Below are 23,377 nucleotides of genomic sequence, written 5' to 3'. Positions count from 1 at the left end.
CGGAACCGCACCACGGTTCCGGGCCCTCCCCCGTCCCGCTACGTCCGCTCCGCTGCGGACTCCTCCGCACGGGACGCATCCGCCATGGACGGTACGGAGGTGGCTTCCGGGCTCTCCGCCGACCGCCGGCGTCCACGCAACAGCCGCATCCACACCCCGTACAGCAGCAGTCCGCCAGCCAGCCCCGCGCCCGCGCCGAAACAGGCGGTCGGGATGATGTCGAGCGGGTTCTCGATGCCCCCGAAGTGGGCGTAGAAGCGCACGCACCGGTGGACGATCCCCACCACCATGCAGCCGGCCAGCAGCCCGAGCGCGCCCCACCGCTCACCCCGGCCGAGCGCCGGGAGCGCCTCCGGCACCGGGGTCGCGACCGTGCGCCGCAGAGCGGTGAGCAGGAACCAGCCGAGCACCACCAGGGCCAGGGCCGAACTGCCGTACTGCGCGAACTGGTAGAGCGGGAAGCCCCCGACGGACCGGTTCAGGAAGGGCAGCAGCTCCGTCCCCCACCGGCTGTGATGGGTGAACGCGTCCCACACCACATGCGTGGCCGCGCCCAGTGCGGCCGACCGCACGAACCACATCCAGGCGCCGGGCCCGAACGTCCGCCGGTTCCACCGCTGTCCGCGTACGAGAGCGTGGACGCGGCCCCGTACGCGTACCGGAAGGAGCGCCACCAGCGGTTCGCGCAGCGCCACCCAGACCGCCACCAGCACGGCGGCGATCAGCACGTTCACGGTGACCACGCCGAGGAAGGTGTGCGTGAAGTCGCCGAACCTCATGGCCCCGGGGATCACCGTGTCCGCGAAGTAGGTGACGTCGGGCGCGAACGAACCGGCGACGAGGGCCGAGGGGAACAGCCTCCAGCGGACGGTCCCGTTCCGGCGGATCACCGGGAGCACGGCGGCGGCATGGCTGAGGGTGAACGGCATGGCGGCAAGTATGCGCGACCGCCCGGCGCCGTACGTCGGGGCACCCTCCGCTGCCCTCCCGGACCATGTGTGCGCGGGAACGTGAAAAAACAGTAAGAGGCGGTCAGGGTGCGGTGCCTGGGCGCCATGAGGTGCCGTAGGGTCGCATGAGTCCTGCGCTGGGGAGCGCGAGCAGCCTTCGAGGGGGAGGGACCGGAACGTATGGCAGCGCACATTCGCCGACGGCTGCGCAAGGGGGCCACGACCACCGCGGTGGCGGCGGCCGCCGTGGCGGCGCTCGCGGCGTCCCAGGCACCCGCGGCACCGCTGGCCGAGGGGGCCGCGGGCGGCGACCAGCAGACCGCCGGCGGTGAGTCGGGCGGTCCGCAGGACGGCGCCGCCACCGGCAACTCGCCGTACTACACCGACCTTCCGCCCCTGGTCACGCCGGATCGCCCCGGTTCGTCCAGCAATCTCCCGGCCGCCACCGGCAGTGCGGAAGCGGGCATCCCGGCCTCGGTCCTGGCCGCGTACAAGCAGGCCGAGCGAACCGTCGGAACCACCGACCCGGCCTGCCGGCTGCCCTGGCAACTCCTGGCGGCGATCGGCAAGGTCGAGTCCGGCCAGGCCCGCGGCGGCCAGGTCGACGCGAACGGCACCACCCCCACCCCGATCCTCGGCCCGGCCCTCAACGGCCAGGGCTTCGCGCTGATCGAGGACACCGACGGCGGGGCGTACGACGGCGACGCCGTCCACGACCGCGCGGTCGGCCCGATGCAGTTCATCCCGTCCACCTGGGCCACCTGGGGCCAGGACGCGAACGGCGACGGCCGCAAGGACCCCAACAACATCTACGACGCGGCGCTCGCCGCCGGCCGCTACCTCTGCGCGGGCGGCCGGAACCTCGCCGTCGCCGCCGATCTCGACCGGGCGGTGCTGAGCTACAACCAGTCGACGGAGTACCTGCGTACGGTCCGCTCCTGGTTCGCGTACTACCAGCGCGGTACGCACGAGGTGCCCGACGGCAGCGGAGTCCTTCCCACCGTGCCGAGCACCCCGACGCCGAGCCCCATCCCGCGCCCCGTCGGGACGGTGAGCCCCACCCCCGGCGGCACGACGAGCCCGACGCCCTCCCCGTCCCCCTCCAAGCCCGGCGGTACGAAGCCGAGCCCGAGCCCCTCGAAGCCCGGCGACGGCACCACCAGCCCGACCCCGACGCCGCCTCCCCGGCCGACGCCGCCCCCGAAGCCGACCCCGCCTCCGGCCGAGACCTTCGGCTCCCTGGAGAACGCGGGCACCGGCCCCCTCACCGCCACCGCCGGCGGGACGTTCGAGGAGCGGGTCTCCGTCCGCGCCCGCAACGCCCTCGGCGCACCGATGGCCAAGCTGCCCGTCACCTTCACCGTCACCGGGAGCACCGGCACCCTCTTCGAGGGCGGCAAGAAGACGGTCACGGTTATCAGCAAGGCCGACGGCACCGCCACCGCACCCGCGCTCAAGGCGGGCGAGAAGGCCGGCGAGTTCAGCGTGACGGCCACCGCGGGGGCCACCCGGCCCCGCACCCTGACCTACGCGGCGAGCGTCACCGCCCGCCAGGCCGACAAGATCGTCCGGGTCGGCGAGGAGGCGCTCGTCGCCGCGCCCGGCGAGAAGTTCGCCGACGCCGTCACCGTCAAGGCCACCCACAAGGGCGTTGCCGTCGCCGGAGTGGCCGTCACCGCCACCATGGTCAAGGACAGCCTGGGGCTCATCGACAACGACAAGGGCCCGTACTTCAAGGACGCGGCCGGAAAGCCGCTGCGCACCCTGGAGCTCACCACGGGCGCCGACGGCCTGCTCCAGCTCCCGGAGGTCTTCGCCGACGAGAACCCGGGCACGTACAAGCTGCGGCTCACCACCGAGGGCGGCGGCTCGGTCGTCATCGAGCTCACCGTCCAGGCCCCGGAGGAGACGGCACCCGAGGAGACGGCAACTCCCGAAGCCTGACCCAGGCCGCTTGCCACGACAGCCCCCGCGCCCGCCCGGCGCGGGGGCTGTCGGTCCTCTCTGTTCCCTCTCGCGTCCGTGTTCTCATCTCGCGCCCCGGTTGCTACGGTGCCCCACCTCTGACGAACCGTCAGTTCACCGTCCCGGGAGGTCGAGCATGCGTGCTCTCGTCGCCGCCGTCATCGGTCTGGCCGCAGCCCTCGCGCTCGTGCTCACGCTCTCCGCCGTCGGCTCCCCGCCGGGCGAGACCTCGCCGAAACCGCTGCTCACCACCGTCCCGGGCCCCAAGCAGTAGCCCGGCAAGCAGTAGACCCAGCAAGTAGAAGCCCAGCAAGCAGAAGCCCAGCAAGGGAGAGGTCCACCACCATGCGCCGCCGAGCCGGTCTCGTCCTCCTCGCCTTCGCCGTCTTCTTCGCCGCCCTGTCCCCGCTGCTGCGCTGGTACGCCTTCCCCCGCCTGGCCAAGGTCCCGCCGAACCAGTACCAGGAGGTCGTCCTGGAGGCGAAGCCCGCCACCCTCCTCGACTACACGACCCTCAAGGCGAAGGAGGTCGAGAAGGTCACCATCGTCCAGACGCTCAAGGGCAACGTGGAGGAGTCCGAGAGGATCGAACGCAGCGCCGGACGCGACGTCGTCGTCTGGGACGCGCTCTCCTACATCGAGGGCCCCGACGGCAGGATGGTCTCCGCCATACCCGAGCGCTACATCTTCGACGCCCACACCCAGGCCCCCGTCAACGCCACCGGCGAGATGGTCGACGGCGACCCGGTCCGCCGCACCGGCATCGAGTTCAAATGGCCCTTCCTCACGGAGAAGCGGGACTACGAGTACTTCGACGCCCAGTCCCGTACCACCGCCCCCATCCACTACGAGGGCACCCGCACCTTCCGCGGCCTGGAGGTCTACTACTTCGAGCAGACCATCCCGTGGACCAAGGTCCCGATGCCGAAGAAGATGCCCATCGAGGGCGTCACCGCCGAGCAGATCGCGCAGACCGGCATGACCCGCTGGTACACCACCAAGCGCATGTTCTGGGTCGACCCCGTCACCGGGGCCCCGGTCAACGGCGAGGAGATCCACGAGGAGGAACTGCGCAACGCGAAGAAGATGGGCATGTCCGAGGACACCGTCACCGCGTTCTCCGGCCATGTGAAGATGCGCGAGGACTACATCGTGGACACCGTCGAGCTGGTGAAGTCCCAGCGCGTCCTGGTCCTCCTGCTCACCTCGTACCTGCCGTGGGGCTTCCTGGGCCTCGGCATCGGCCTGCTCGCGCTGGCGCTGTGGCTGGAGGCGCGGTCGCGGCGGCCGCAGGCCCCTGGGACCCCTACGACCGCTTGAGCCGCGCCGAGGTGTACCGCGTCGCCGGTACGGTCGCGGGGTCCTCCGGCCACGGATGCTTCGGGTAGCGGCCGCGCAGCTCCGCCCGTACGGCCTGGTAGCCGTCCTGCCAGAACGACGCCAGGTCCGCCGTGACGGCGGCGGGCCGCCCGGCGGGGGAGAGCAGGTGGACCAGGACCGGCACCCCGGCCACCGTGGGCGTCTCGCTGAGCCCGAACAACTCCTGGAGCTTCACCGCCAGTACGGGCTGCTCGCCGCCGTACTCGACCCGGATACGGGAGCCGCTCGGCACCTTGATCCGCTCCGGCGCCAGCTCGTCCAGCCGCACCGCCTCACCCGTCGCCCACGGCAGCAGCCGGCGCAGCGCCTGCCCCGCGTCGATCCGGCCCAGGTCGGAGCGGCGCCTGGCCCGCGACAGCTCCGGCTCCAGCCAGGCACCCGGCTCCGCCAGCAGCGCCTCGTCCGACACGTCGGGCCACGGCGCGCCCACCACCCGGTGCAGGAACGCCAGCCGCAGCCGGAACTGCTCACTGTCCCGGGTCCACCGCAGCAGCCCGAGCCCCTCCCGCCGGAGCCCCTCCACCAAGGCCCCGCGCACCAGCTCCGGGTCCGGCTGCCTCAGCGGCCGTACCGCCAGCTCCACCGCCCCCACCCGGTCCACCGACCGGGCCACCACCGCGCCGTCCACCCAGCGGACCTCCTCGCCCCGCACCCGCAGATGCCCGGCGGCCAGGAGCGCGGTCTCCTCGTCGACCACCGCCGCCAGCCGCACCCGGGCCGAGGCCGCGTGGGAGGGCCGGTCCGCGACGGCGACGGCCAGCCAGGGCGAGCTGCGCAGCCGGGAGGTCTCCCGCAGCTCCGCGCCCGTACCCGACACCATGAGGAAGGCCCCGTCGCCCCGGGCCCGCGCCACCCGCTCCGGAAAGGCCAGGGCGGCGACGAGCCCGACGACGGCGTCATCGGAGCGGGTCCCGTCGGTTCCGGTACCGCTCACCTGGGCCGACAGCCGCCGCACCTCCTGCTTCCAGCGCCCCGCGTACCCGTCCTGCCCCCGGCGGGCGGTCCGCAGCGCCGCCGCCAGATCGTCCCCGTACTCCCTCGGCGGCTCCTCGCTCAGCAGCGCGACCACCTCCGCCGCCCGCCGCGCCCCGGCCTCCTCCGCGCCGTCCAGCAACGCCCGCGCCAGTCGGGGATGCAGCCCGAGCCGGGACATCCGTACGCCCCGGTCGGTGACCCGTCCGTCCGCGTCCACCGCGCCGATCGCCTCCAGCACCTCGCGGGCGGCGCCCATGGCCCCGGCGGGCGGCGGGTCCAGCAGGGCGAGCGAGGAGGCGCCCGGATCGCCCCAGCACGCCGCCTGGAGCGCGAACGCCGCGAGGTCGGCCACCTTGATCTCGGGGGCGGGGAAGCGCGCGAGCCGCCCGTCCTCGGCCTGCTCCCAGCACCGGTACACCGCCCCGGCCGCCTCCCGCCCCGCCCGGCCCGCACGCTGGCGTCCGGCCGCCTGCGAGGCCCGTACGGTGGTCAGGGCGCTCAGGCCCCGGGCGTGGTCGGTACGGGGTTCCCGGGCGAGGCCCGAGTCGACGACGACCCGCACGCCCGGCACCGTCAGCGACGACTCCGCCACCGAGGTCGCCAGGACCACCCGCCTCCCTTCCGAGGACCCGGCGAGCACCGCGTCCTGTACGGCGGCCGGGGCGCGCCCGTGCACCTGGAGCACCTCGGCGTCCACCCCGGCGAGCTGCCCGGCGACCCGCGCGATCTCCCCGACACCGGGCAGGAAGCAGAGCACGTCCCCCTCCCGCTCGGCCAGGGCCCGCCGCACGGTCGCCGCCACATGTGTCAGCAGGGCAGGGTCGACGCGCATCCCGTGCGGCGGCTTCACCGGCCGTGCGGGCGGCGCCCAGACGACCTCCACCGGGTACGAGACCCCCTCGGCCTCGACGACCGGCGCATCGCCCAGCAGCCGCGCCCACCCCTCCGCGTCCGTCGTCGCGGAGGCCGCCACCAGCCGCAGATCGGGCCGGATCGCCTCCCGTACGTCCAGGAGGAACGCGGCCACCGTGTCGGCGTCCAGATGGCGCTCATGGCACTCGTCGATGATCACCACCTCGACCCCGGCCAGCTCCTGGTCCCGCTGGAGCCGCTGGAGCAGCACCCCGGTGGTCACGACCTCCACCACCGTGTCCCGCCCCACCACGCGCTCCCCGCGCACGGTGAAGCCGACCCGCCCGCCCGGCCGCTCGCCCAGCAGCCACGCCATCCGCCGCGCCGCCGCCCGCGCGGCGATCCGGCGCGGCTCGGCGACCGCGACCCGGCGCACCGGCCCGGCCCCGGTCAGCCCGGCCAGGACCAGCGGTACGAGGGTCGTCTTGCCGGTCCCGGGCGGGGCGCACAGGACGGCGACACCCCGCTCGTCGAGCGCGTGCTCCAGGGCGGGGACGGCGGTGCGGACGGGGAGACGGTCCAGGGCTTCGGTGCGGATCACGGTCCCAGTGTCGTACGGGCGCTTCGGGTACGAACGGTCAGTCCCGCTCGCACACGAAGAACCTCAGTCCCGCTCGCACACGAAGATCGCGGTCCCCGGGATCAGGTTGCCGCGCAGCGGGGACCAGCCGCCCCACTCCTGGTCGTTCCACGCGGGCCATTCCGGTTCGACGAGGTCGACCAGCCGGAACCCGCCCGCCACCACGTCCCTCACCCGGTCACCGAGCGTGCGGTGGTGTTCCACATAGACGGCGTCACCGGCCTCGTCCTGCTCGACATAGGGGACGCGGTCGAAGTAGGAGGCGGCGACGGAGAGCCCCTCGGGCCCGGGCTCGTCCGGGAACGCCCAGCGGATCGGGTGCGTCACGGAGAAGACCCACCGCCCGCCGGGCCGCAGCACCCGGTGGACCTCGCGGAAGACCTGCACGGGGTCGGCGACGAAGGGCACCGCCCCGTACGCGGAACAGGCCAGGTCGAAGGAGGCGCCCCGGAACGGCAGCCGGCCCGCGTCCGCCTCCACCAGCGGGATCCCCTCGCCGATGCGCAGGGCGTGCTGGAGCTGGCGGTGGGAGAGGTCGAGGGCCACCGGGCGGGCGCCCTGTCCGGCCAGCCAGCGCGAGCACTGTGCGGCCCCGGCGCCGATCTCCAGGACGTCGAGCCCTTTGAGGGAGGCGGCGGGCCCCAGCAGACCTGCCTCCGCCTCGTCCAGCCCTTCGGGGCCCCAGACGAAGCGGTCGTCCCCCAGGAAGGAGCCGTGATCGTTCTGGTATTCGTCCGCGTTGCGGTCCCACCACCCCCGGCTGGCCCGGCTGCTCTCGGCCTCGTCCGCCACCCGCCGGGTCGCTTCGGGTTCTGCGGGTTCCTCTGTGGAGGTCCCGTGGATCTCTTGGCTCATCGTGCCCGTCGTTGTAGTTTGCCTTCACTCGCCGCACGCGGTACGTACCAGGGGTAGGTGCCGGGAGACGGACGCGTGTGCGCGACGCCTTGCCGCACTGCCGTATTGTGTCCGGGTCGCATCGGCCCGAACGCGCCTCGGAGAACAGGAGTTGCTCCGGTACAGGGCCGTAGAGGGGCCGTCGCGTCCCCGGTCCGCGCCTGCGCGCATTGACCCTGTCCGGCTGCCCCCGTATGCTACAAGTTGCGCTGCGAGCCTGCGCGCCTCAGACCTAGCAGGCCGCGCTCGCGTCTGTTGCATGTCCCCTCGGTTGTCGAGGCGTCTCTCCGGAAACGGATTGCGCGCTTTCCAGGCTGTCCGGCTTCTGCAGAGGCGATACGGGCTTTCGGCGTAGCAGTACCTACGACTCTCTGTCCGTACCGGAGCCCTTTCCCACATGACGAGCAGCACCGAGACCACCGCCACCACGCCGCAGGTTGCGGTCAACGACATCGGCGACGCGGACGCGTTCCTCGCGGCGATCGACGAGACGATCAAGTACTTCAACGACGGCGACATCGTTGACGGTGTCATCGTCAAGGTCGACCGCGACGAGGTTCTCCTCGACATCGGTTACAAGACCGAAGGCGTCATCCCGAGCCGCGAGCTCTCGATCAAGCACGACGTCGACCCGAACGAGGTCGTCAAGGTCGGCGACGAGATCGAGGCCCTGGTTCTCCAGAAGGAGGACAAGGAAGGCCGCCTGATCCTCTCGAAGAAGCGCGCTCAGTACGAGCGTGCCTGGGGCACCATCGAGAAGATCAAGGAAGAGGACGGGATCGTCACCGGTACCGTCATCGAGGTCGTCAAGGGTGGTCTCATCCTCGACATCGGCCTCCGTGGCTTCCTCCCGGCGTCGCTCGTCGAGATGCGTCGTGTCCGCGACCTCCAGCCCTACGTGGGCAAGGAGCTCGAGGCGAAGATCATCGAGCTGGACAAGAACCGCAACAACGTGGTCCTGTCCCGCCGTGCCTGGCTCGAGCAGACCCAGTCCGAGGTTCGCCAGACGTTCCTCACCACCCTCCAGAAGGGTCAGGTCCGCTCCGGCGTCGTCTCCTCGATCGTCAACTTCGGTGCCTTCGTGGACCTGGGTGGCGTCGACGGTCTCGTGCACGTCTCCGAGCTCTCCTGGAAGCACATCGACCACCCCTCCGAGGTTGTCGAGGTCGGCCAGGAAGTCACCGTCGAGGTTCTCGACGTCGACATGGACCGCGAGCGCGTCTCCCTGTCGCTCAAGGCGACGCAGGAAGACCCGTGGCAGCAGTTCGCCCGGACGCACCAGATCGGTCAGGTCGTCCCGGGTAAGGTCACGAAGCTCGTTCCGTTCGGTGCGTTCGTCCGCGTCGACGAGGGCATCGAGGGTCTGGTCCACATCTCCGAGCTGGCCGAGCGCCACGTGGAGATCCCGGAGCAGGTCGTCCAGGTCAACGACGAGATCTTCGTCAAGGTCATCGACATCGACCTCGAGCGCCGCCGCATCAGCCTCTCGCTGAAGCAGGCCAACGAGTCCTTCGGTGGCGACCCGGCCTCGGTCGAGTTCGACCCGACGCTGTACGGCATGGCCGCGTCGTACGACGACCAGGGCAACTACATCTACCCCGAGGGCTTCGACCCCGAGACCAACGACTGGCTCGAGGGCTTCGAGGCGCAGCGCGAGGTCTGGGAGACCCAGTACGCCGAGGCGCAGCAGCGCTTCGAGCAGCACCAGGCCCAGGTCATCAAGTCCCGCGAGGCCGACGAGGCCGCCGCTGCCGAGGGTGCTGCCGCCCCGGCCGGCGCCGCTCCGGCCGCCTCGGGTGGCTCCGGTGGCGGTTCGTACTCCTCGGAGTCGGCGGACAACTCCGGCGCCCTGGCGTCGGACGAGGCCCTCGCCGCCCTGCGCGAGAAGCTGGCGGGCGGCCAGAGCTGACGCTCCGGACCCCGACGGCTCATCGGCTGCGGTGAAGCTGTAGAGCACGGAGAGTGAGGCCCGTTCCCTTCGGGGGCGGGCCTCACTCGCGTATACAGATGCCGGTCAGGGCGTCACGGTGATGTTGGTCAGCCCCCTGCCGCCGGTGACGGTGTTGCTCGCGTACACCGTGGTGCGGCAGTCGGCGCTGTTGTTGGTGACGTTGACGGCGAGCTGCCGGTCGCCGGTGGCGCCGGCCAGGTTCGAGGTGTTGTTCCGGAAGACGGTGCCGCAGCCCCAGCCGCTCTGCTGGGTGTGGGTCTCGTAGCCGTTGTTGGTGGTACGGGAGCCCCTGTTGCCCTCCACCAGGACGTTGTTGCCCTTCACGTCGACCCAGGAGTCGTCGTAGTTGGCCCCGGTGAGCCCGTTGCCGTCGAAGGTGTTGCCGATGATGCGGGCGCCGGTGGTGCCCTCCTTGATGTCGACGTTCTCGCCGCGGACATCCGGCCCGATCGTGTTGTTCAGGATCTGCGCGTTGTCGCTCCGGTCGGAGAGGTCGTTCGCCGTCCCGACGTACACGCCCTCGCCCATGCCGCGCCCGTTCTGCCCGGTGTCGTAGATGCGGGAGTTCTTCAGTACGCCGTCGCGCGAGGACTTACGGAAGTGGACGCCCTCCATGTCGAGGTCGTGGACGGTCACCGCGTCGATGACGACGCCGTTCGCCGTGTCGGCCATGATGCCCTTCTGGCCGCCCTTGATCGTCACCCCGTGGACCGTCCAGTACGAGGCGCCGTTGAGGTGCAGCCCGTAGCCGCCGCCGGCCGTCAGGACGGCCTTGCTGGAGCCGGTCAGGATGATCCGGGCGCCGGAGGTGCCGGGCCGGGTGGCCTTGAAGTTCCCGGTGTACGTGCCGTCGGCGAGCCGGATCGTGTCGCCGGGGGAGACGGTGGTGAGCGCCGACTTGAGCTGGGCCGCGGTGGAGACGTCGATCACGGCCGCCGCGTGGGCGGGGGCCGCGGTCAGGGCCAGGCCGCCGGTGGCGAGGGCGGCGGCCAGGAGAGCGGTGAGGGGGGTACGGGGACGCATGGGGGGAGGCCTTCCCGTCGGAGGGGTCCAGAACGTTCCCGTACATTCCTGTACATGAATACGGGACGCGTCTCTGAACGTGTTGCCCAGTGACGGTAGGGACGGCCGCAGGCGCCGTCAAGGTCTGGACCAATAGCTGTCCGGGTGGACGGCTGACGCGCGTGCGGCAACTGACGCCCCGTGAAGCCACGTCGCCGGAAAGTGCGGACGCCGGGAATGCTCATGCAGCCGGCCGCGTTCTTCCAAGGAACACGAGGAGGAGCGGTAACCGTGCCTGATCCGCAGAGTTTGTACGAATGGGAGCCGAAGGGCCTGGCCGTCGTCGACATGGCGCTGGCCCAGGAGTCGGCCGGCCTGGTCATGCTCTACCACTTCGACGGATACATCGACGCGGGTGAGACCGGCGAGCAGATCGTCGACGGCCTGCTCGAAACGCTGCCCCACCAGGTCGTGGCCCGCTTCGACCACGACCGGCTCGTGGACTACCGCGCCCGGCGACCGCTGCTGACCTTCCGGCGCGACCGCTGGACGTCCTTCGAGGCCCCGACCCTGGAGGTCCGGGTCGTCCAGGACGCCACCGGAGCGCCCTTCCTGCTGCTGTCGGGCCCGGAGCCGGACGTGGAGTGGGAGCGGTTCGCCGCCGCCGTGCAGCAGATCGTCGAACGCCTCGGCGTCCGCCTCACGGTCAACTTCCACGGCATCCCCATGGGCGTCCCGCACACCCGCCCCGTCGGCATCACCCCGCACGGCAACCGGACCGACCTGATGCCGGGTCACCGCAGCCCCTTCGACGAGGCCCAGGTCCCCGGTTCGGCCGAGGCCCTCATCGAGTACCGGCTGATGGAAGCCGGCCACGATGTCCTCGGGGTCGCCACCCACGTCCCGCACTACGTCGCCCGGTCCGCCTACCCGGACGCGGCCCTGACCGCGCTGGAGGCGATCACCGCCGCGACCGGCCTGGTCCTGCCCGCGCTCGCGCACTCCCTGCGCACCGAGGCGCACCGCACCCAGACCGAGATCGACCGGCAGATCGGCCAGGGTGACGAGGAGCTCGTCTCCCTCGTCGAGGGCCTTGAGCACCAGTACGACGCGGTCGCCGGCTCCGAAACCCGCGGCAACCTCGTCGCCGAACCGGTCGACCTGCCGTCCGCCGACGAGATCGGCCGCGAGTTCGAGCGCTTCCTGGCCGAGCGGGAGGGCGACGGCTGAGCCGCCGGGCAGCCGAGCGGGAGGGTGGCCGCCGCGGGACTTGCCCCGCCCCGTAGGCTGCGGCCCATGCTGAAAGTGGGCCTGACCGGCGGGATCGGCGCCGGCAAGAGCGAAGTGTCGCGGCGACTCGTCGAGTACGGTGCCGTGCTGATCGACTCCGACCGGATCGCGCGCGAGGTCGTGGAGCCCGGAACCCCCGGTCTGGCGGCCGTGGTCGAGGAGTTCGGGCCGGACATCCTGACCGCCGACGGCACCCTGGACCGCCCGGCGCTCGGTGCGATCGTCTTCGCCGACCCGGACCGCCGCGCCGCGCTGAACGCGATCGTCCACCCGCTGGTCGGCGCCCGCGCCGCCGAGCTGGAGCGGGAGGCCGGTGCGGAGGCCGTCGTCATCCACGACGTACCGCTGCTGGCCGAGAACGGTCTCGCCCCCTTCTACGACCTGGTCGTCGTCGTGGACGCGTCCCCCGAGACCCAGCTCGACCGGCTGGTGAACCGGCGCGGAACGACCGAGTCCGACGCCCGCGCCCGGATGGCCGCCCAGGCGACCCGCGAGGAACGCCTCGCCGTCGCCGATCTCACCGTCGACAACGACGGGCCGCTGGAGGCGCTGGAGCCGCAGGTCCGCGGGGTCTGGGAGGAACTCCTCCGCAGGGCCGCCGCCACGGCCTGAGCCCCGCGCCTGCCCCCCGTGATGGCTGACCCCCGTAACGGCCTGATCCCCGTGACGGGGTCAGCCCCTAACGGCCTGACCCGCGTAACGGCCTGAGCCCCGTCCCTGGCCTCCGTACCGGAATACCCGCTCCGGGGTGGATGTTGAAAACCCGGAAGCGAAGGGAAGGATGCGACCGTGCCCGAGAGCAACCCGGAAACCCATGTCATCGACTTCCGCGCGGCCGAGCAACTGCTCGACGCCCGGGACCCCCGGGGCGCGGTCAAACTCCTCGACTCGGTGATCGCCGCCCACCCGGAGAACACCGCCGCCCGGCTGCTGCGGGCCCGCGCCTTCTTCGCCTCCGCCCAACTGCGCCCGGCCGAGCTGGAGTTCGAGCTGGTGCTGGAGCGCGAACCGGACAACGCGTTCGCCCACCACGCGCTGGCCCGCACTTTCGAGCGGGCAGGCCGCCCGGAAGCGGCGATGCGCCACTTCCGACTCGCGGCGGCGCTGGATCCCAGGCCGGAGTACCTGAAGGCGGCCAAATTCGACGCGGGGGAGTGAGCGTTCGACGCGGGGGAGTGAGCGCGGGGGCTCAGGTCCGACGCGAAGGTCGCATGGCCGTCACGGCGGTTTCGTACCGTCCCCAGGGTCCGGCCCGCGCCACCGGGGGCGCCCGCCCCGGTCCGGTTCGTACGGGGGCACATCCCGGCCCGGCTGGTAGTGCGCCCCCTGGCGCATGCGGTGGATGACCACACCGAGGTCCAGGAGTGTCAGGGCGAGGAGCACCGCGCAGGCCGCCGCCCACCCCGGCCGCCCGACCAGCAAGAACGCCACCAGGCCGAAGAGCGCCCAGAACGTCCCCCAGAGACTCAGCCAGAGCCGCATCCGCAGCGGACTGCGGGCGGTCGCGGGTTCACTGCCGGTACGCATGGCCATCACCTCACCCTCCAGCATGGACCCGTGAGGCGCGTGGCGGGAACCGATGCCCTGGTGCGGACCGTTGGTCCTTCATGGGTGAATCACCGGTACGTGAGGGATATGCGGGGACGGGCCCGGGGGCCATCACTCCGGACGGGTGCGCCGTCGAGCTCTACCGGCGCCTGGCCGTCGGCGAGGAGCCGGACGTGATCGCGTCGGTCGCTCCCGCCGGCGCGAGCATGCTCGAACTGGGCTGCGGAGCGGGCCGGGTGACGCACCCGCTCGTCGAGCGCGGCTTCACGGTGACGGCGGTGGACGAGTCGCCGGAGATGCTGGAGCAGATCGTCGGCGCCCGGACGGTGCGCAGCCCCATCGAGACGCTGGACCTCGGCGCCGAGCGCTTCGACGTGGTGCTGCTCGGCTCGTTCCTGGTCCACGCGGGCGAGCACCGGGTGCGGGACGGCATGCTGCGCGTCTGCCGCAGACACGTGAGGGACGACGGGATCGTCCTCATCCAGCGCGAGGGCGTCGCGCGCCGTTCCGGGCTGCCGTGGGAGCGGGTCGACCGGTCCGGCTGCCGCATCCGTATCGTCTCGGCGGAGCCGGTGGGGGACGGGGTGCGCTCGGTGCGCGCGGAGTACGACTTCGGTGACGCCCGGTGGACGCAGACGTTCCGGTCGCGGGAGCTGTCCGAGGAGCAGCTCGCCGGGCACCTGGAGGCTGCGGGGCTGACGGTGGACCGCACGCTCACCGACGACGGCACCTGGCTGCTGGCCCGCCCCACGTCCTGACGTACGGGCTCCGCCTGTGGTCCCCGCCCGGTGAAACCGCTCAGTGCACGAAGGTGTAGCTGCGCCACGGCGGGCCGCTCTCGGGTGCCACGTCGCTGAACCGGGTGGCCACATAGGCCGTCCCTCGGCCGGTGCAGTCGCGGGTCGGGTAGAGGATGATGTCCACCAGCGTGCCGTTCTCGAGCTCGCGAGCCCCGGTGGGGGCCAGCCGGTGGCAGCCGCGTACCGAGGGGTTGTTCACCTGTACCTCCACCTCGCGGTCGGTGTGGTAGGTCACCGGGCCGACGGCGGTGCGGCCGAGGCCCGAGCAGCCCGAGACGGTGAGGGCGAGGAGCGCGGCGGCGGCGACGGCGCCGAGACGGCGTCGGCGGCGGAGGTCGGGCGCGGTCACGGACATGGGCGGGTCCTCGTCTGCTCGTCCGGTGCTCGTCCGGCTCTCACCGGGTCTCGTCCGGTTCTCATCGGTACGCCTCCCGGCCCGCATCGGTACGCCGGGGAGACGTGCTGGCGCTGGCCACCCTGCCCGCTCCCCAGCGCCCCGGCATTTCGTGCGCGGCCGACCGGGCGAGGAGCGGACCCTGCGGCGGGCCGTTCGCCCGTCACCGCGCGTGACCGGTGCCGGGCCGGTCCCGCGCACCCCGTCTACCGCTCTGAGCTGCGGTGACGTGACCGAGGGAAGGGTTGTCAGACCCCGCGCCTAGACTCGCAGAGTCAGCATCAACCGTGCCGGCAGGATCAGCGGACCAGGCGGGAGGGGGTGGCCGGAATGGCGGAGCCGAGGGCACAGGGCGCCCGGGACCCGGGCGTCGGCGAGCCGCGCACCGCGGACGTCGGCCGGCTGCTGCGCTGCGCGGCGGTCTTCCTGCCGGGCCCGGTCCCGCGCGAGGGCCGGATCGCCTTCTGGGACCCGCACGCGGAGCCCGGGGCGCCCGCGCGGGACGGGGCCTCCTCCTTCGCGTACGCGGACCGTGCCTACGCGGACCGTGCCTACGCGGACCGTGCCTACGCGGAGGGGTCCCACGCCGACGACCGGGCCGCGCCCGACGCCGTGCCGTACAGCCCGGACCAGCTCACCGTCCTTCGGGGGGACGGGACCACCGCCAGCGGTGTCCGCAGCGCCGAGGTGCCCGCCGCGCTGCTCTCCGTGGCCGACGCGCTCCCCGTGCTCGTCCGCGCCCGGCACCAGGCGTCCGCCCACCCCGCCACCCGCTGCTGGGGTGCGGCCGCGCTGCACGCCCTCCACCTGGTCGCACGCGGCCGGCTGCTGCCCGGTCTCACGGCGGGCGGCCACGACGCCTGGCGGGCCGGCCCCCGGGACGCCGAGGACGTCGCACACCTGCGGGCCACCGCCGCCGCGATGCCCTCCGAGGGGTACGCGGTGCCGCTCCCGGAGCTCGATCCGCCCCGGCTCCCCGACCCGGAGGCGCTGATCGGCTCCTTCCTGGACGCGGTCGCCGACACGCTCCCGCGCACCCCCGCCGCCGCCTTCGCGATGGGCGCGCCCTTCGCCGCCCGGGAGCCCCAGCACCTGCCGTACGCCGCCGCCTGGGCCGTGGAGGTGGCCTCCGGCCTGGACGCGGGGGTGCGGGTCTCGCTCCGGCTCGACCTCTCCGCCTACGAGCTGTTCGACACGGCCGACACCTACGCCGTCACGGCCTCCCGGGACAACGCCGACGAAGGCACCCCGGACGCCCCGGACCACCCGGACGCCCCGGACCACCCGGACGCTCCGGACGCCCCCGCGCACCCGGACGATCCTGCGGTCCGCCATGCCGCCGCGGCCGTCGTGCAGGTGCACAGCCTGGCCGACCCGACGTACGTGGTCGACGCCGCCGCCCTGTGGAACGGGCTGGCGGGCGAGCCGTTCGGGCCGCGCTCCCGGGTCGACGCCGTGCTGGCGCTGCGCCGGGCCGCCCGGGTCTGGGGACCGCTGGAGCGGCTGCTGGACCAGCCCGTCCCTGACGTCCTCGCCATCACGGAGAACGAGCTGTACGAGCTGCTGAGCGACGCGGGAGCCCGGCTGGCCGCCGCCGGGGTCCACGTGCACTGGCCGCGTGAGCTGGCCCGTTCGCTGACCGCGGCCGCCGTCGTGCGGCCCGCGCCCGGATCGGCCACCGACGGCACCTCGTTCTTCGACGCCGAGCAGCTCTTCGCCTTCAACTGGCAGGTGTCGCTGGGCGACGAGCGGCTGACCGAGGCCGAGATGGACACCCTCGCCGAGGCCCACCGCCCGGTGGTGCGGCTGCGCGACCAGTGGGTGGTCGTCGACCCCGCTCTCGTACGGAAGGCGCGCAAGCGGGAGCTGGGGTTGCTGGACCCGGTGGACGCGCTGGCGGTCGCCCTGACCGGGAGCGCCGAGGTGGACGGGGAGCAGGTCGAGGCCGTCCCGGTCGGAGCCCTCGCCGTGCTCCGTACGCGGATCCTCGCCGACGACGCGACGATCGCACCGCCGCCCGGTCTCGACGCCACCCTGCGCGACTACCAACTGCGCGGGCTGGCCTGGCTGGACCGGATGACCTCGCTCGGGCTCGGCGGCTGCCTCGCCGACGACATGGGCCTCGGCAAGACGATCACCCTCATCGCCCTCCACCTGCACCGCGCGCGGAAAGCGCCCACCCTGGTGATCTGCCCCGCCTCCCTCCTCGGCAACTGGCACCGCGAGATCAGCCGCTTCGCCCCCGGCGTCCCGGTCCGCCGCTTCCACGGCACCGACCGGTCCCTGGGTGAGCAGGACGGCGGCTTCGTCCTCACCACGTACGGCACGATGCGCTCCAGCGCCGCCCAGCTCGCCGCGCACACCTGGGGTCTGGTCGTCGCCGACGAGGCCCAGCACGTCAAGAACCCGCACTCCTCCACCGCCAAGGCCCTGCGCACCATCCCGGCCCCGGCCAGGGTCGCCCTGACCGGCACCCCGGTGGAGAACAACCTCTCCGAGCTGTGGGCCCTGCTCGACTGGACGACCCCCGGACTGCTCGGCCCGCTCAAGGCGTTCCGGGCCCGGCACGCCCGGATCGTGGAGAACACCGGTACGGCCGCCGGCCTGGGCAACGAGGAGGCCGTCGAGCGGCTCTCCCGGTTGGTCCGCCCCTTCCTGCTCCGCCGCAAGAAGTCCGACCCCGGCATCGCCCCCGAGCTGCCGCCCAAGACGGAGACCGACCACCCCGTCTCCCTCACCCGGGAGCAAGCCACGCTGTACGAGGCGGCGGTGCGCGAGACGATGGCGCAGATCGAGGCGGCCGAGGGCATCGCCCGCCGCGGTCTCGTCATGAAGCTGCTGGCCTCGCTCAAGCAGATCTGCAACCACCCGGCGCAGTATCTGAAGGAGGAGCCCACCCGGCTCACCGGCCGCTCCGGCAAGCTCGCCCTGCTGGACGAGCTGCTCGACACGATCCTCTCCGAGGACGGCTCGGTCCTGATCTTCACGCAGTACGTGACGATGGCCAAGCTCCTCTCCGCCCACCTCGCCTCCCGCGCGATCCCCTCCCAACTCCTGCACGGCGGTACGCCGGTGCCCGAGCGGGAGCGGATGGTGGACCGCTTCCAGTCCGCCGAGGTCCCCGTCTTCCTGCTCTCCCTCAAGGCGGCCGGGACCGGGCTCAACCTCACCCGCGCCGCCCATGTCATCCACTACGACCGCTGGTGGAACCCGGCCGTGGAGGAGCAGGCCACCGACCGGGCGTACCGCATCGGGCAGACCCAGCCCGTGCAGGTCCACCGGCTCATCGCCGAGGGCACGGTGGAGGACCGGATCGCCGAGCTGCTGGAGTCCAAGCGCGCCCTCGCCGACGCGGTGCTCGGCGCCGGTGAGACCGCCCTCACCGAGCTGAGCGACCGGGACCTCGCCGACCTCGTCTCGCTGCGGAGGCCCGCATGAGCCCGTCACCGCGGAGGCGCGCATGAGCCCGCGCCCGACCACCGGCCCGGCCGCCCGAAGGTCGGCCCCCCGTGCCCGCCCCGGCCCCGACGACCTGCGCCGCACCTTCGAGGCCGTGCCCGCCCGCACCTCGCCGGAGGGCGAGCCCTTCGCCGACAGTTGGTGGGGCCGCGCCTGGGTGGCCGCGCTGGAGTCCCTGTCGATGGACGGGGCCCGGCTCGCCCGCGGCCGCGCGTACGCGGACGAGGGCAAGGTCGCCACGATCACCGTCACCCCCGGCCGCGTCGTCGCCTATGTGCACGGCAGCCGCGCCCGCCCCTACCGCGCCGAGCTGCGGCTGCGCACCTTCACCGACACCGGCTGGGACACTCTGCTCGACGCGGTCGCCGCCCACCCCGGCCACCTCTCCGCGCTGCTGGCGAAGGAGATGCCGCACTCCCTGGCCGACACCGCGCGGGAGGCCGACGTCCGGCTGCTGCCCGGCGGCGACGACCTGGACCCGAGCTGTACGTGCCCCGACCACGGCCGGCCGTGCAAGCATGTCGCCGCCCTCTGCTACCAGACCGCGCGGCTGCTCGACAGCGACCCGTTCGTCCTGCTGCTGATGCGGGGGCGGGGCGAGCGCGACCTGCTGGACGAACTGGGCCGCCGCAACGCCGAGCACACCGCCCGCGAGCGCCCCGCCGCCCCGGCCGTCCCCTCGGTCCCGGCGGCGGAAGCGCTCATGGACCGGTACCTGCCGCCGCTCCCGGCGCCCCTCCCCGTACCGCCGTATCCGGGCCAGCCGCCGTCCTACCCGGACCTGCCGGGTGCACGCGACCCGCTGGGCCTGGACCACCTCGCCACCGACGCCGCCGACCGTGCCCACACCCTGCTGACGACGGGCCGCGATCCGCGGGCCGGGCTCACCGCCTGGCAGGACGCCGTCCGGATCGCCGCCTCCCGCCCGACCGCCGGGCTCACCGCCACCACCCGCGCGCTCTACCGGGAGCTCGCCCACGCCACCGGCCGCAACACCACCGACCTGGCCCGCGCGGTGGCCGCCTGGCGGCAGGGCGGCGCCGAAGGCCTCACGGTCCTGGAGGAGCCCTGGGACCCGCCGGCCGGCCCCTTCGACCGGGCCAGGCCGCTGCTGGCCGCCGCCGAGTTCCCGCGCTTCACACCCTGGCGCAACCACCTCACCCACCCGGCCGGCACGCTCCAGCTCCGCTTCGGCCACGACGCCCGCTGGTACGGCTACGAGTCCGACCCCGGCGCCGACGACTGGTGGCCCCGCGCCACCCCCGACCCCGACCCGGTCGCCGCCCTCGAAGCCCTGCTGACCGGCGACACGGTCACGGCGGCCCTCGACGGGACGGACGACACCTACGTACGGTAAATCCCTTGGCCACAGCCCAGTTGGCGCTGCTAGCGTCCTCGACGTGGCGAAACTCAATCAGATCATCGCAGTGGAGAAGGGCGTCAAGTCCAAGGCGCACCAGGACCTGACGGCGGCCCACCACGGCCTGCAGAAGGCCGGTCTGCTGGCCGGGATCTCCCGGACCTACCAGCCCAAGGACGAGGAGGGCGAGCAGCTTCCGCCCGAGTCGACGCTGGTCCAGGTCAAGGCCGAGGACGTGCTGCGGGACACCGCGAGCACGCTCACCCGGCTCTTCGATGTCACCGCCACGAAGGACTGGGCGAACTGCTCGGCCCGGGCCGATGTGAAGGTCGACGGCCGGGTGCTGGTGGCCGAGGTTCCGGTCTCCTACCTGCTCTTCCTGGAGAAGCAGCTCACCGACCTCACCACCTTCATCCGCAAGCTCCCGGTGCTGGACGCCGCCGAGTCCTGGGTGCAGGACCCGTCCACGGACTCCTGGAAGACCGAGCCGGTCAGGACGCTCCGTACGAAGAAGGTGCCCCGCAACCACGTGAAGGCGGAGGCCACCGAGAAGCACCCGGCGCAGGTCGAGGTGTACTACGAGGACATCCCGATCGGGTACTGGACGACCGTCAAGTTCTCCGGGGCGCTGCCCGCGCGGCGCGTCAACGAGCTGCTGGACCGGGTCGAGAAGCTCCAGCAGGCGGTGAAGTTCGCCCGCGAGGAGGCCAACGGCGCCGAGGTCACCGACCAGCGGGTGGGTGATGCGGTATTCGGTTACCTCTTCGGGTGACCGGCCTCGGTCATCTCTCCGGGTGACCGGCCTCGGTCACCTCTTCGGGTGACCGACCATGGATTCCCCGGCAGCCGATCAAGGCCACCGGGGTGCGCGAGGAGCGCAAGCTGAAACTGAAGCTTGTCGTGAAGGCGCGGTTCCAGTGGAGGTTCGAATCCTCCCTCCGGCACGGGCCGGAGTAGCCCAAGCAGGCAGAGGCAGACCGCCGTCAATCTCAGACTCTTGCTCCAGACTCAGCATTCGCCGCCGATCGCCGGATCGAACGGGCCCGGGCCCGCGCGCGTCGAGATGCCGGTTCAAGTCCGGCCCGCAGAGCTTCGATCTGCGGTGGTCCAAAGGCAGGACGCGACGACATCATGACTGACCCGGACCCTTAAACGTGCCGGCGTGCCAGATGGGCGGCACACCCAGGGCCCGGAGGCCGGCTACGCCTCCGGGCCCGCTCCCGTTCTCCGGGGCGGGCCCTCGGACTCCTGCGGGCCACTCACTGCCGGTACCCGTTCAGGAAGCGGCCGATGCGGCTGATCGCCGCGTCGAGGTCGTCGGCGTACGGGAGGGTCAGGATGCGGAAGTGGTCCGGGCGCGGCCAGCTGAAGCCCGTACCCTGCACCACCTGGATCTTCTCCCGCAGCAGCAGGTCCAGGACGAACTTCTCGTCGTCGACGATGGGGTGGACCTTCGGGTCGATGCGCGGGAACGCGTACAGCGCGCCCTTCGGCTTCACGCACGACACGCCGGGGATCTCGTTCAGCCGCTCCCAGGCCCGGTCGCGCTGCTCGTGCAGCCTGCCGCCCGGCGCCACCAGCTCCCGGATGGACTGCCGGCCGCCGAGCGCGGCCTGGATGGCGTACTGCGCGGGCGCGTTGGGGCAGAGCCGCATGGAGGCCAGCATGGTGAGGCCCTCCAGATAGTTGCGGGCGTGCTGGTGCGGACCGGAGACCACCATCCAGCCGGAGCGGAACCCGGCTACCCGGTACGTCTTCGAGAGCCCGCTGAAGGTGAGGCAGACCAGGTCCGGGGCGAGGACGGCCGCGCTGTGGTGCTCGGCCCCGTCGTACAGGATCTGGTCGTAGATCTCGTCGGCGAACACCATCAGCCCGTGCCGGCGCGCGAGATCGAGGATGCCTTCGAGGATCTCGCGCGGATAGACCGCGCCGGTGGGGTTGTTCGGGTTGATGATCACGACGGCCTTGGTCCGGTCGGTGATCTTCGAGGCCAGGTCGGCGAGATCCGGGTTCCAGTCGGATCCCTCGTCGCAGATGTAGTGCACGGCCTTGCCGCCCGCGAGGGTGGTGACGGCGGTCCAGAGCGGGAAGTCGGGGGCCGGGATCAGCACCTCGTCGCCGTCCTCCAGCAGCGCCTGGACGGCCATGGAGATCAGCTCGGAGACCCCGTTGCCGAGGAAGATGTCGTCCACGCCGACCTCGGTCAGCCCCATGGCCTGGTAGCGCTGGGCCACCGCCCGCCGCGCGGAGAGGATGCCGCGCGAGTCGGTGTAGCCGTGGGCCTGCGGCAGCATCCGGATCATGTCCTGGACGATCTCCTCCGGCGCCTCGAAGCCGAAGAGCGCCGGGTTGCCCGTGTTGAGCCTCAGCACGCTGTGGCCCGCCTCCTCCAAGGCGTTGGCGTGCTCGATGACCGGGCCCCGGATCTCGTAACAGACCTCGTTGAGCTTGCTGGACTGCCGGAACTCCATGCGGTGCCTCCCCGAGCCGAACTGCGATACTTGGTTTTACCAAGTGGGAGCTTGGAAAGTCCAACAACATGTCTAGACTGCGTCGCATGCCACGTCAGCAGCCCGCCGCCGCACGCCCCGTCAGACGCCGGAGCTACGACCAGTTCTGCGCCTCCGCCCGCGCCCTCGACTCCGTCGGCGACCGGTGGACGCTGCTGATCGTCCGCGAACTGCTCGCCGGTCCCCGCCGCTACACCGACCTCCACGCCGATCTGCCCGGCGTCTCCACCGACGTCCTGGCCTCCCGCCTCAAGGACATGGAGCAGGGCGGCCTCGCCGTACGCCGCAAACTCCCGCCGCCCGCCGCCGCGTCGGTCTACGAGCTGACCGAGCGGGGTCACGGACTCCTCCCCGTCCTCACCGCCCTCGCCGAGTGGGGAGCCCCGGCCCTCACCGAACGCCGCCCCACCGACGCCGTACGCGCCCACTGGTTCGCCCTGCCGCTGCTGCGCGCGCTGACCGGGCTGACGCAGGAGGGCGTCCTCGAAGTGCGGCTGGACGAGGGGGAGTTCCATGTCCGTACGGGAGTGGGTGCGGCGGTCGAGCCGTACGGGTTCGGCCCGGCGCCCCTGTCCGACGCCCGCATCACCCTCGACGCCGAGCTGTGCCTGGAGCTGGGGCGCGGCGATGTCACCCTCGCGGAGGCGGTGAAGGACGGCCGGATCGAGGTGGCGGGGGAGGGAGCGCTCGCCGCGGAGCTGCGGGGCGGGTGAGGCTTCCGGGGCGGCATGTTCCGCCGTGGATGATGGAGGCGTGCGACTCGAAGCGATCACCTGGGAACGGCTGGCCGGTGAGCTGGCCCGGCACGGCGACGGCCTGACCGCCGCCGACGGCGCCCCCTGGCTCACCCTCGGTATCGACGGCGCCCCGGCCGCCCGCACCGGTGACCTGGCGGAACGCGTCGCCGATGAGCTGAGGCTGCTCGGCCGGTCGGTGCTCGTGGTTCCCACCGAGGGGTTCCTGCGCCCGGCGAGCCTGCGGTTCGAGTACGGGAAGGAGGACCCGGACTCTTACGCCAGTACCTGGTTCGACACGGGAGCGCTCTGGCGCGAGGTGTTCGGGCCGCTGGAGGCGGGCGGCTCCGGACGGGTGCTGCCCGATCTGTGGGACCCGGTGACGGACCGGGCCACGCGCACTCCCTACCACCCGCTGCCGGAGGGCGGGGTGGTGATCGTGCACGGGCCGCTGTTGCTCGGGCACTGGTTCCCGTTCGCGCTGAGCGTCCATGTGCGGCTCTCGCCGGGGGCGTTGCGGCGGCGCACGGCGGAGGGGGAGCGGTGGACGCTGCCTGCCTTCGCCCGGTACGAGGAGGAGGTGGCGCCCTCCGAGGTCGCGGACGTGGTCGTGCGCGCGGACGACCCGCACCATCCGGCGTGGTCGGGGCTGGGGGGCCTCTAGGCGCTCCTT

General features: G+C 72.6%; 20 protein-coding genes. 13 read left to right on the top strand and 7 right to left on the bottom strand.

Going from position 1 to position 23,377, the window contains the following annotated elements; translation table 11 throughout:
* Window positions 1-38: 38 nt before the first annotated feature.
* Complete coding sequence (locus ACFWRT_RS26115; protein ID WP_380953722.1) at window positions 39-929, bottom strand: DUF4184 family protein; 891 nt, start codon at window positions 927-929, stop codon at window positions 39-41.
* Between the two features lie 201 nt (window positions 930-1,130).
* Between ACFWRT_RS26115 and ACFWRT_RS26110 the strand changes: the two genes are divergently transcribed.
* The 3 genes from ACFWRT_RS26110 (at window position 1,131) to ACFWRT_RS26100 (ending at window position 4,235) form a co-directional block, all read left to right on the top strand.
* Entirely contained in the window at window positions 1,131-2,894 is a 1,764-nt protein-coding gene (locus ACFWRT_RS26110; protein WP_380953723.1) for a lytic transglycosylase domain-containing protein, read from the top strand.
* A gap of 157 nt (window positions 2,895-3,051) precedes the next feature.
* On the top strand, window positions 3,052-3,189 hold the full coding sequence (locus ACFWRT_RS26105; RefSeq protein ID WP_380953724.1) for an SPW_0924 family protein: 138 nt from the start codon (window positions 3,052-3,054) through the stop codon (window positions 3,187-3,189).
* 71 nt (window positions 3,190-3,260) lie between these two features.
* Complete coding sequence (locus tag ACFWRT_RS26100) at window positions 3,261-4,235, top strand: cell envelope lipid trafficking protein PgfA (protein WP_380953725.1); 975 nt, start codon at window positions 3,261-3,263, stop codon at window positions 4,233-4,235.
* Here ACFWRT_RS26100 and hrpB read toward each other — a convergent pair.
* Together hrpB and ACFWRT_RS26090 are read right to left on the bottom strand one after the other, a co-directional pair.
* Window positions 4,222-6,723 (bottom strand): ATP-dependent helicase HrpB, encoded by a 2,502-nt coding sequence (hrpB, locus tag ACFWRT_RS26095; protein WP_380953726.1) that lies wholly within the window; start codon window positions 6,721-6,723, stop codon window positions 4,222-4,224. The genes ACFWRT_RS26100 and hrpB overlap by 14 nt on opposite strands.
* Window positions 6,724-6,786: 63 nt before the next feature.
* Window positions 6,787-7,617, bottom strand: a complete 831-nt coding sequence (locus ACFWRT_RS26090; RefSeq protein ID WP_380953727.1) for a class I SAM-dependent methyltransferase — start codon at window positions 7,615-7,617, stop codon at window positions 6,787-6,789.
* A gap of 436 nt (window positions 7,618-8,053) precedes the next feature.
* Between ACFWRT_RS26090 and rpsA the strand changes: the two genes are divergently transcribed.
* A complete protein-coding gene (gene rpsA / locus ACFWRT_RS26085) occupies window positions 8,054-9,565 on the top strand; it encodes a 30S ribosomal protein S1 (protein WP_018512105.1) in 1,512 nt (503 codons plus the stop codon).
* A gap of 105 nt (window positions 9,566-9,670) precedes the next feature.
* Here the strand turns inward: rpsA and ACFWRT_RS26080 are convergent, their stop codons facing one another.
* Window positions 9,671-10,630 (bottom strand): right-handed parallel beta-helix repeat-containing protein, encoded by a 960-nt coding sequence (locus ACFWRT_RS26080; protein ID WP_380953728.1) that lies wholly within the window; start codon window positions 10,628-10,630, stop codon window positions 9,671-9,673.
* 270 nt (window positions 10,631-10,900) lie between these two features.
* Between ACFWRT_RS26080 and ACFWRT_RS26075 the strand changes: the two genes are divergently transcribed.
* From ACFWRT_RS26075 to ACFWRT_RS26065, 3 genes are all read left to right on the top strand, one after another.
* Window positions 10,901-11,839, top strand: a complete 939-nt coding sequence (locus ACFWRT_RS26075; protein WP_380953729.1) for a PAC2 family protein — start codon at window positions 10,901-10,903, stop codon at window positions 11,837-11,839.
* A 66-nt stretch (window positions 11,840-11,905) separates the two neighbouring features.
* Window positions 11,906-12,511 (top strand): dephospho-CoA kinase, encoded by a 606-nt coding sequence (coaE, locus tag ACFWRT_RS26070; RefSeq protein WP_380953730.1) that lies wholly within the window; start codon window positions 11,906-11,908, stop codon window positions 12,509-12,511.
* A 177-nt stretch (window positions 12,512-12,688) separates the two neighbouring features.
* The gene (locus tag ACFWRT_RS26065; RefSeq protein WP_380953731.1) at window positions 12,689-13,057 is read left to right on the top strand and encodes a tetratricopeptide repeat protein; all 369 of its coding nucleotides are present in this window, start codon (window positions 12,689-12,691) and stop codon (window positions 13,055-13,057) included.
* Window positions 13,058-13,117: 60 nt separating this feature from the next.
* Here ACFWRT_RS26065 and ACFWRT_RS26060 read toward each other — a convergent pair whose 3' ends face one another.
* The gene (locus ACFWRT_RS26060) at window positions 13,118-13,450 is read right to left on the bottom strand and encodes a DUF6343 family protein (RefSeq protein WP_380953732.1); all 333 of its coding nucleotides are present in this window, start codon (window positions 13,448-13,450) and stop codon (window positions 13,118-13,120) included.
* A 56-nt stretch (window positions 13,451-13,506) separates the two neighbouring features.
* On the opposite strand from ACFWRT_RS26060, the gene ACFWRT_RS26055 reads away from it, so the two are divergent.
* Window positions 13,507-14,205, top strand: coding sequence for a class I SAM-dependent methyltransferase (locus tag ACFWRT_RS26055; RefSeq protein WP_380953733.1), 699 nt, complete (start codon window positions 13,507-13,509; stop codon window positions 14,203-14,205).
* A 40-nt stretch (window positions 14,206-14,245) separates the two neighbouring features.
* On the opposite strand, the gene ACFWRT_RS26050 is transcribed toward ACFWRT_RS26055, so the two are convergent.
* Complete coding sequence (locus ACFWRT_RS26050; RefSeq protein ID WP_380953734.1) at window positions 14,246-14,602, bottom strand: hypothetical protein; 357 nt, start codon at window positions 14,600-14,602, stop codon at window positions 14,246-14,248.
* 369 nt (window positions 14,603-14,971) lie between these two features.
* Here ACFWRT_RS26050 and ACFWRT_RS26045 point away from each other — a divergent pair, with 369 nt between their 5' ends.
* From ACFWRT_RS26045 to ACFWRT_RS26035, 3 genes are read left to right on the top strand one after another with little or no spacing between them, the layout of a single operon-like run.
* A complete protein-coding gene (locus ACFWRT_RS26045; RefSeq protein WP_380953735.1) occupies window positions 14,972-18,079 on the top strand; it encodes a DEAD/DEAH box helicase in 3,108 nt (1,035 codons plus the stop codon).
* 22 nt (window positions 18,080-18,101) lie between these two features.
* Window positions 18,102-19,457 (top strand): SWIM zinc finger family protein, encoded by a 1,356-nt coding sequence (locus tag ACFWRT_RS26040; RefSeq protein ID WP_380953736.1) that lies wholly within the window; start codon window positions 18,102-18,104, stop codon window positions 19,455-19,457.
* A 43-nt stretch (window positions 19,458-19,500) separates the two neighbouring features.
* Complete coding sequence (locus tag ACFWRT_RS26035) at window positions 19,501-20,232, top strand: DUF7873 family protein (protein WP_380953737.1); 732 nt, start codon at window positions 19,501-19,503, stop codon at window positions 20,230-20,232.
* 487 nt (window positions 20,233-20,719) lie between these two features.
* Here ACFWRT_RS26035 and ACFWRT_RS26030 read toward each other — a convergent pair whose 3' ends face one another.
* Window positions 20,720-21,931 carry a pyridoxal phosphate-dependent aminotransferase gene (locus ACFWRT_RS26030; protein WP_380953738.1) on the bottom strand — a complete coding sequence of 404 codons (1,212 nt, stop codon included), beginning with the start codon at window positions 21,929-21,931 and terminating at the stop codon, window positions 20,720-20,722.
* An 86-nt stretch (window positions 21,932-22,017) separates the two neighbouring features.
* Between ACFWRT_RS26030 and ACFWRT_RS26025 the strand changes: the two genes are divergently transcribed.
* Window positions 22,018-22,683, top strand: a complete 666-nt coding sequence (locus tag ACFWRT_RS26025; protein ID WP_380953739.1) for a winged helix-turn-helix transcriptional regulator — start codon at window positions 22,018-22,020, stop codon at window positions 22,681-22,683.
* 40 nt (window positions 22,684-22,723) lie between these two features.
* Window positions 22,724-23,368, top strand: coding sequence for a nucleoside/nucleotide kinase family protein (locus tag ACFWRT_RS26020; RefSeq protein ID WP_380953740.1), 645 nt, complete (start codon window positions 22,724-22,726; stop codon window positions 23,366-23,368).
* Window positions 23,369-23,377: the final 9 nt, after the last annotated feature.

The sequence above is a fragment of the Streptomyces cyaneofuscatus genome (genome assembly GCF_042718795.1).
Taxonomy (GTDB): domain Bacteria; phylum Actinomycetota; class Actinomycetes; order Streptomycetales; family Streptomycetaceae; genus Streptomyces; species Streptomyces cyaneofuscatus_A.
Note: the sequence above shows the minus strand (reverse complement) of the source record. Positions and strands in the feature narration are given on the sequence as shown.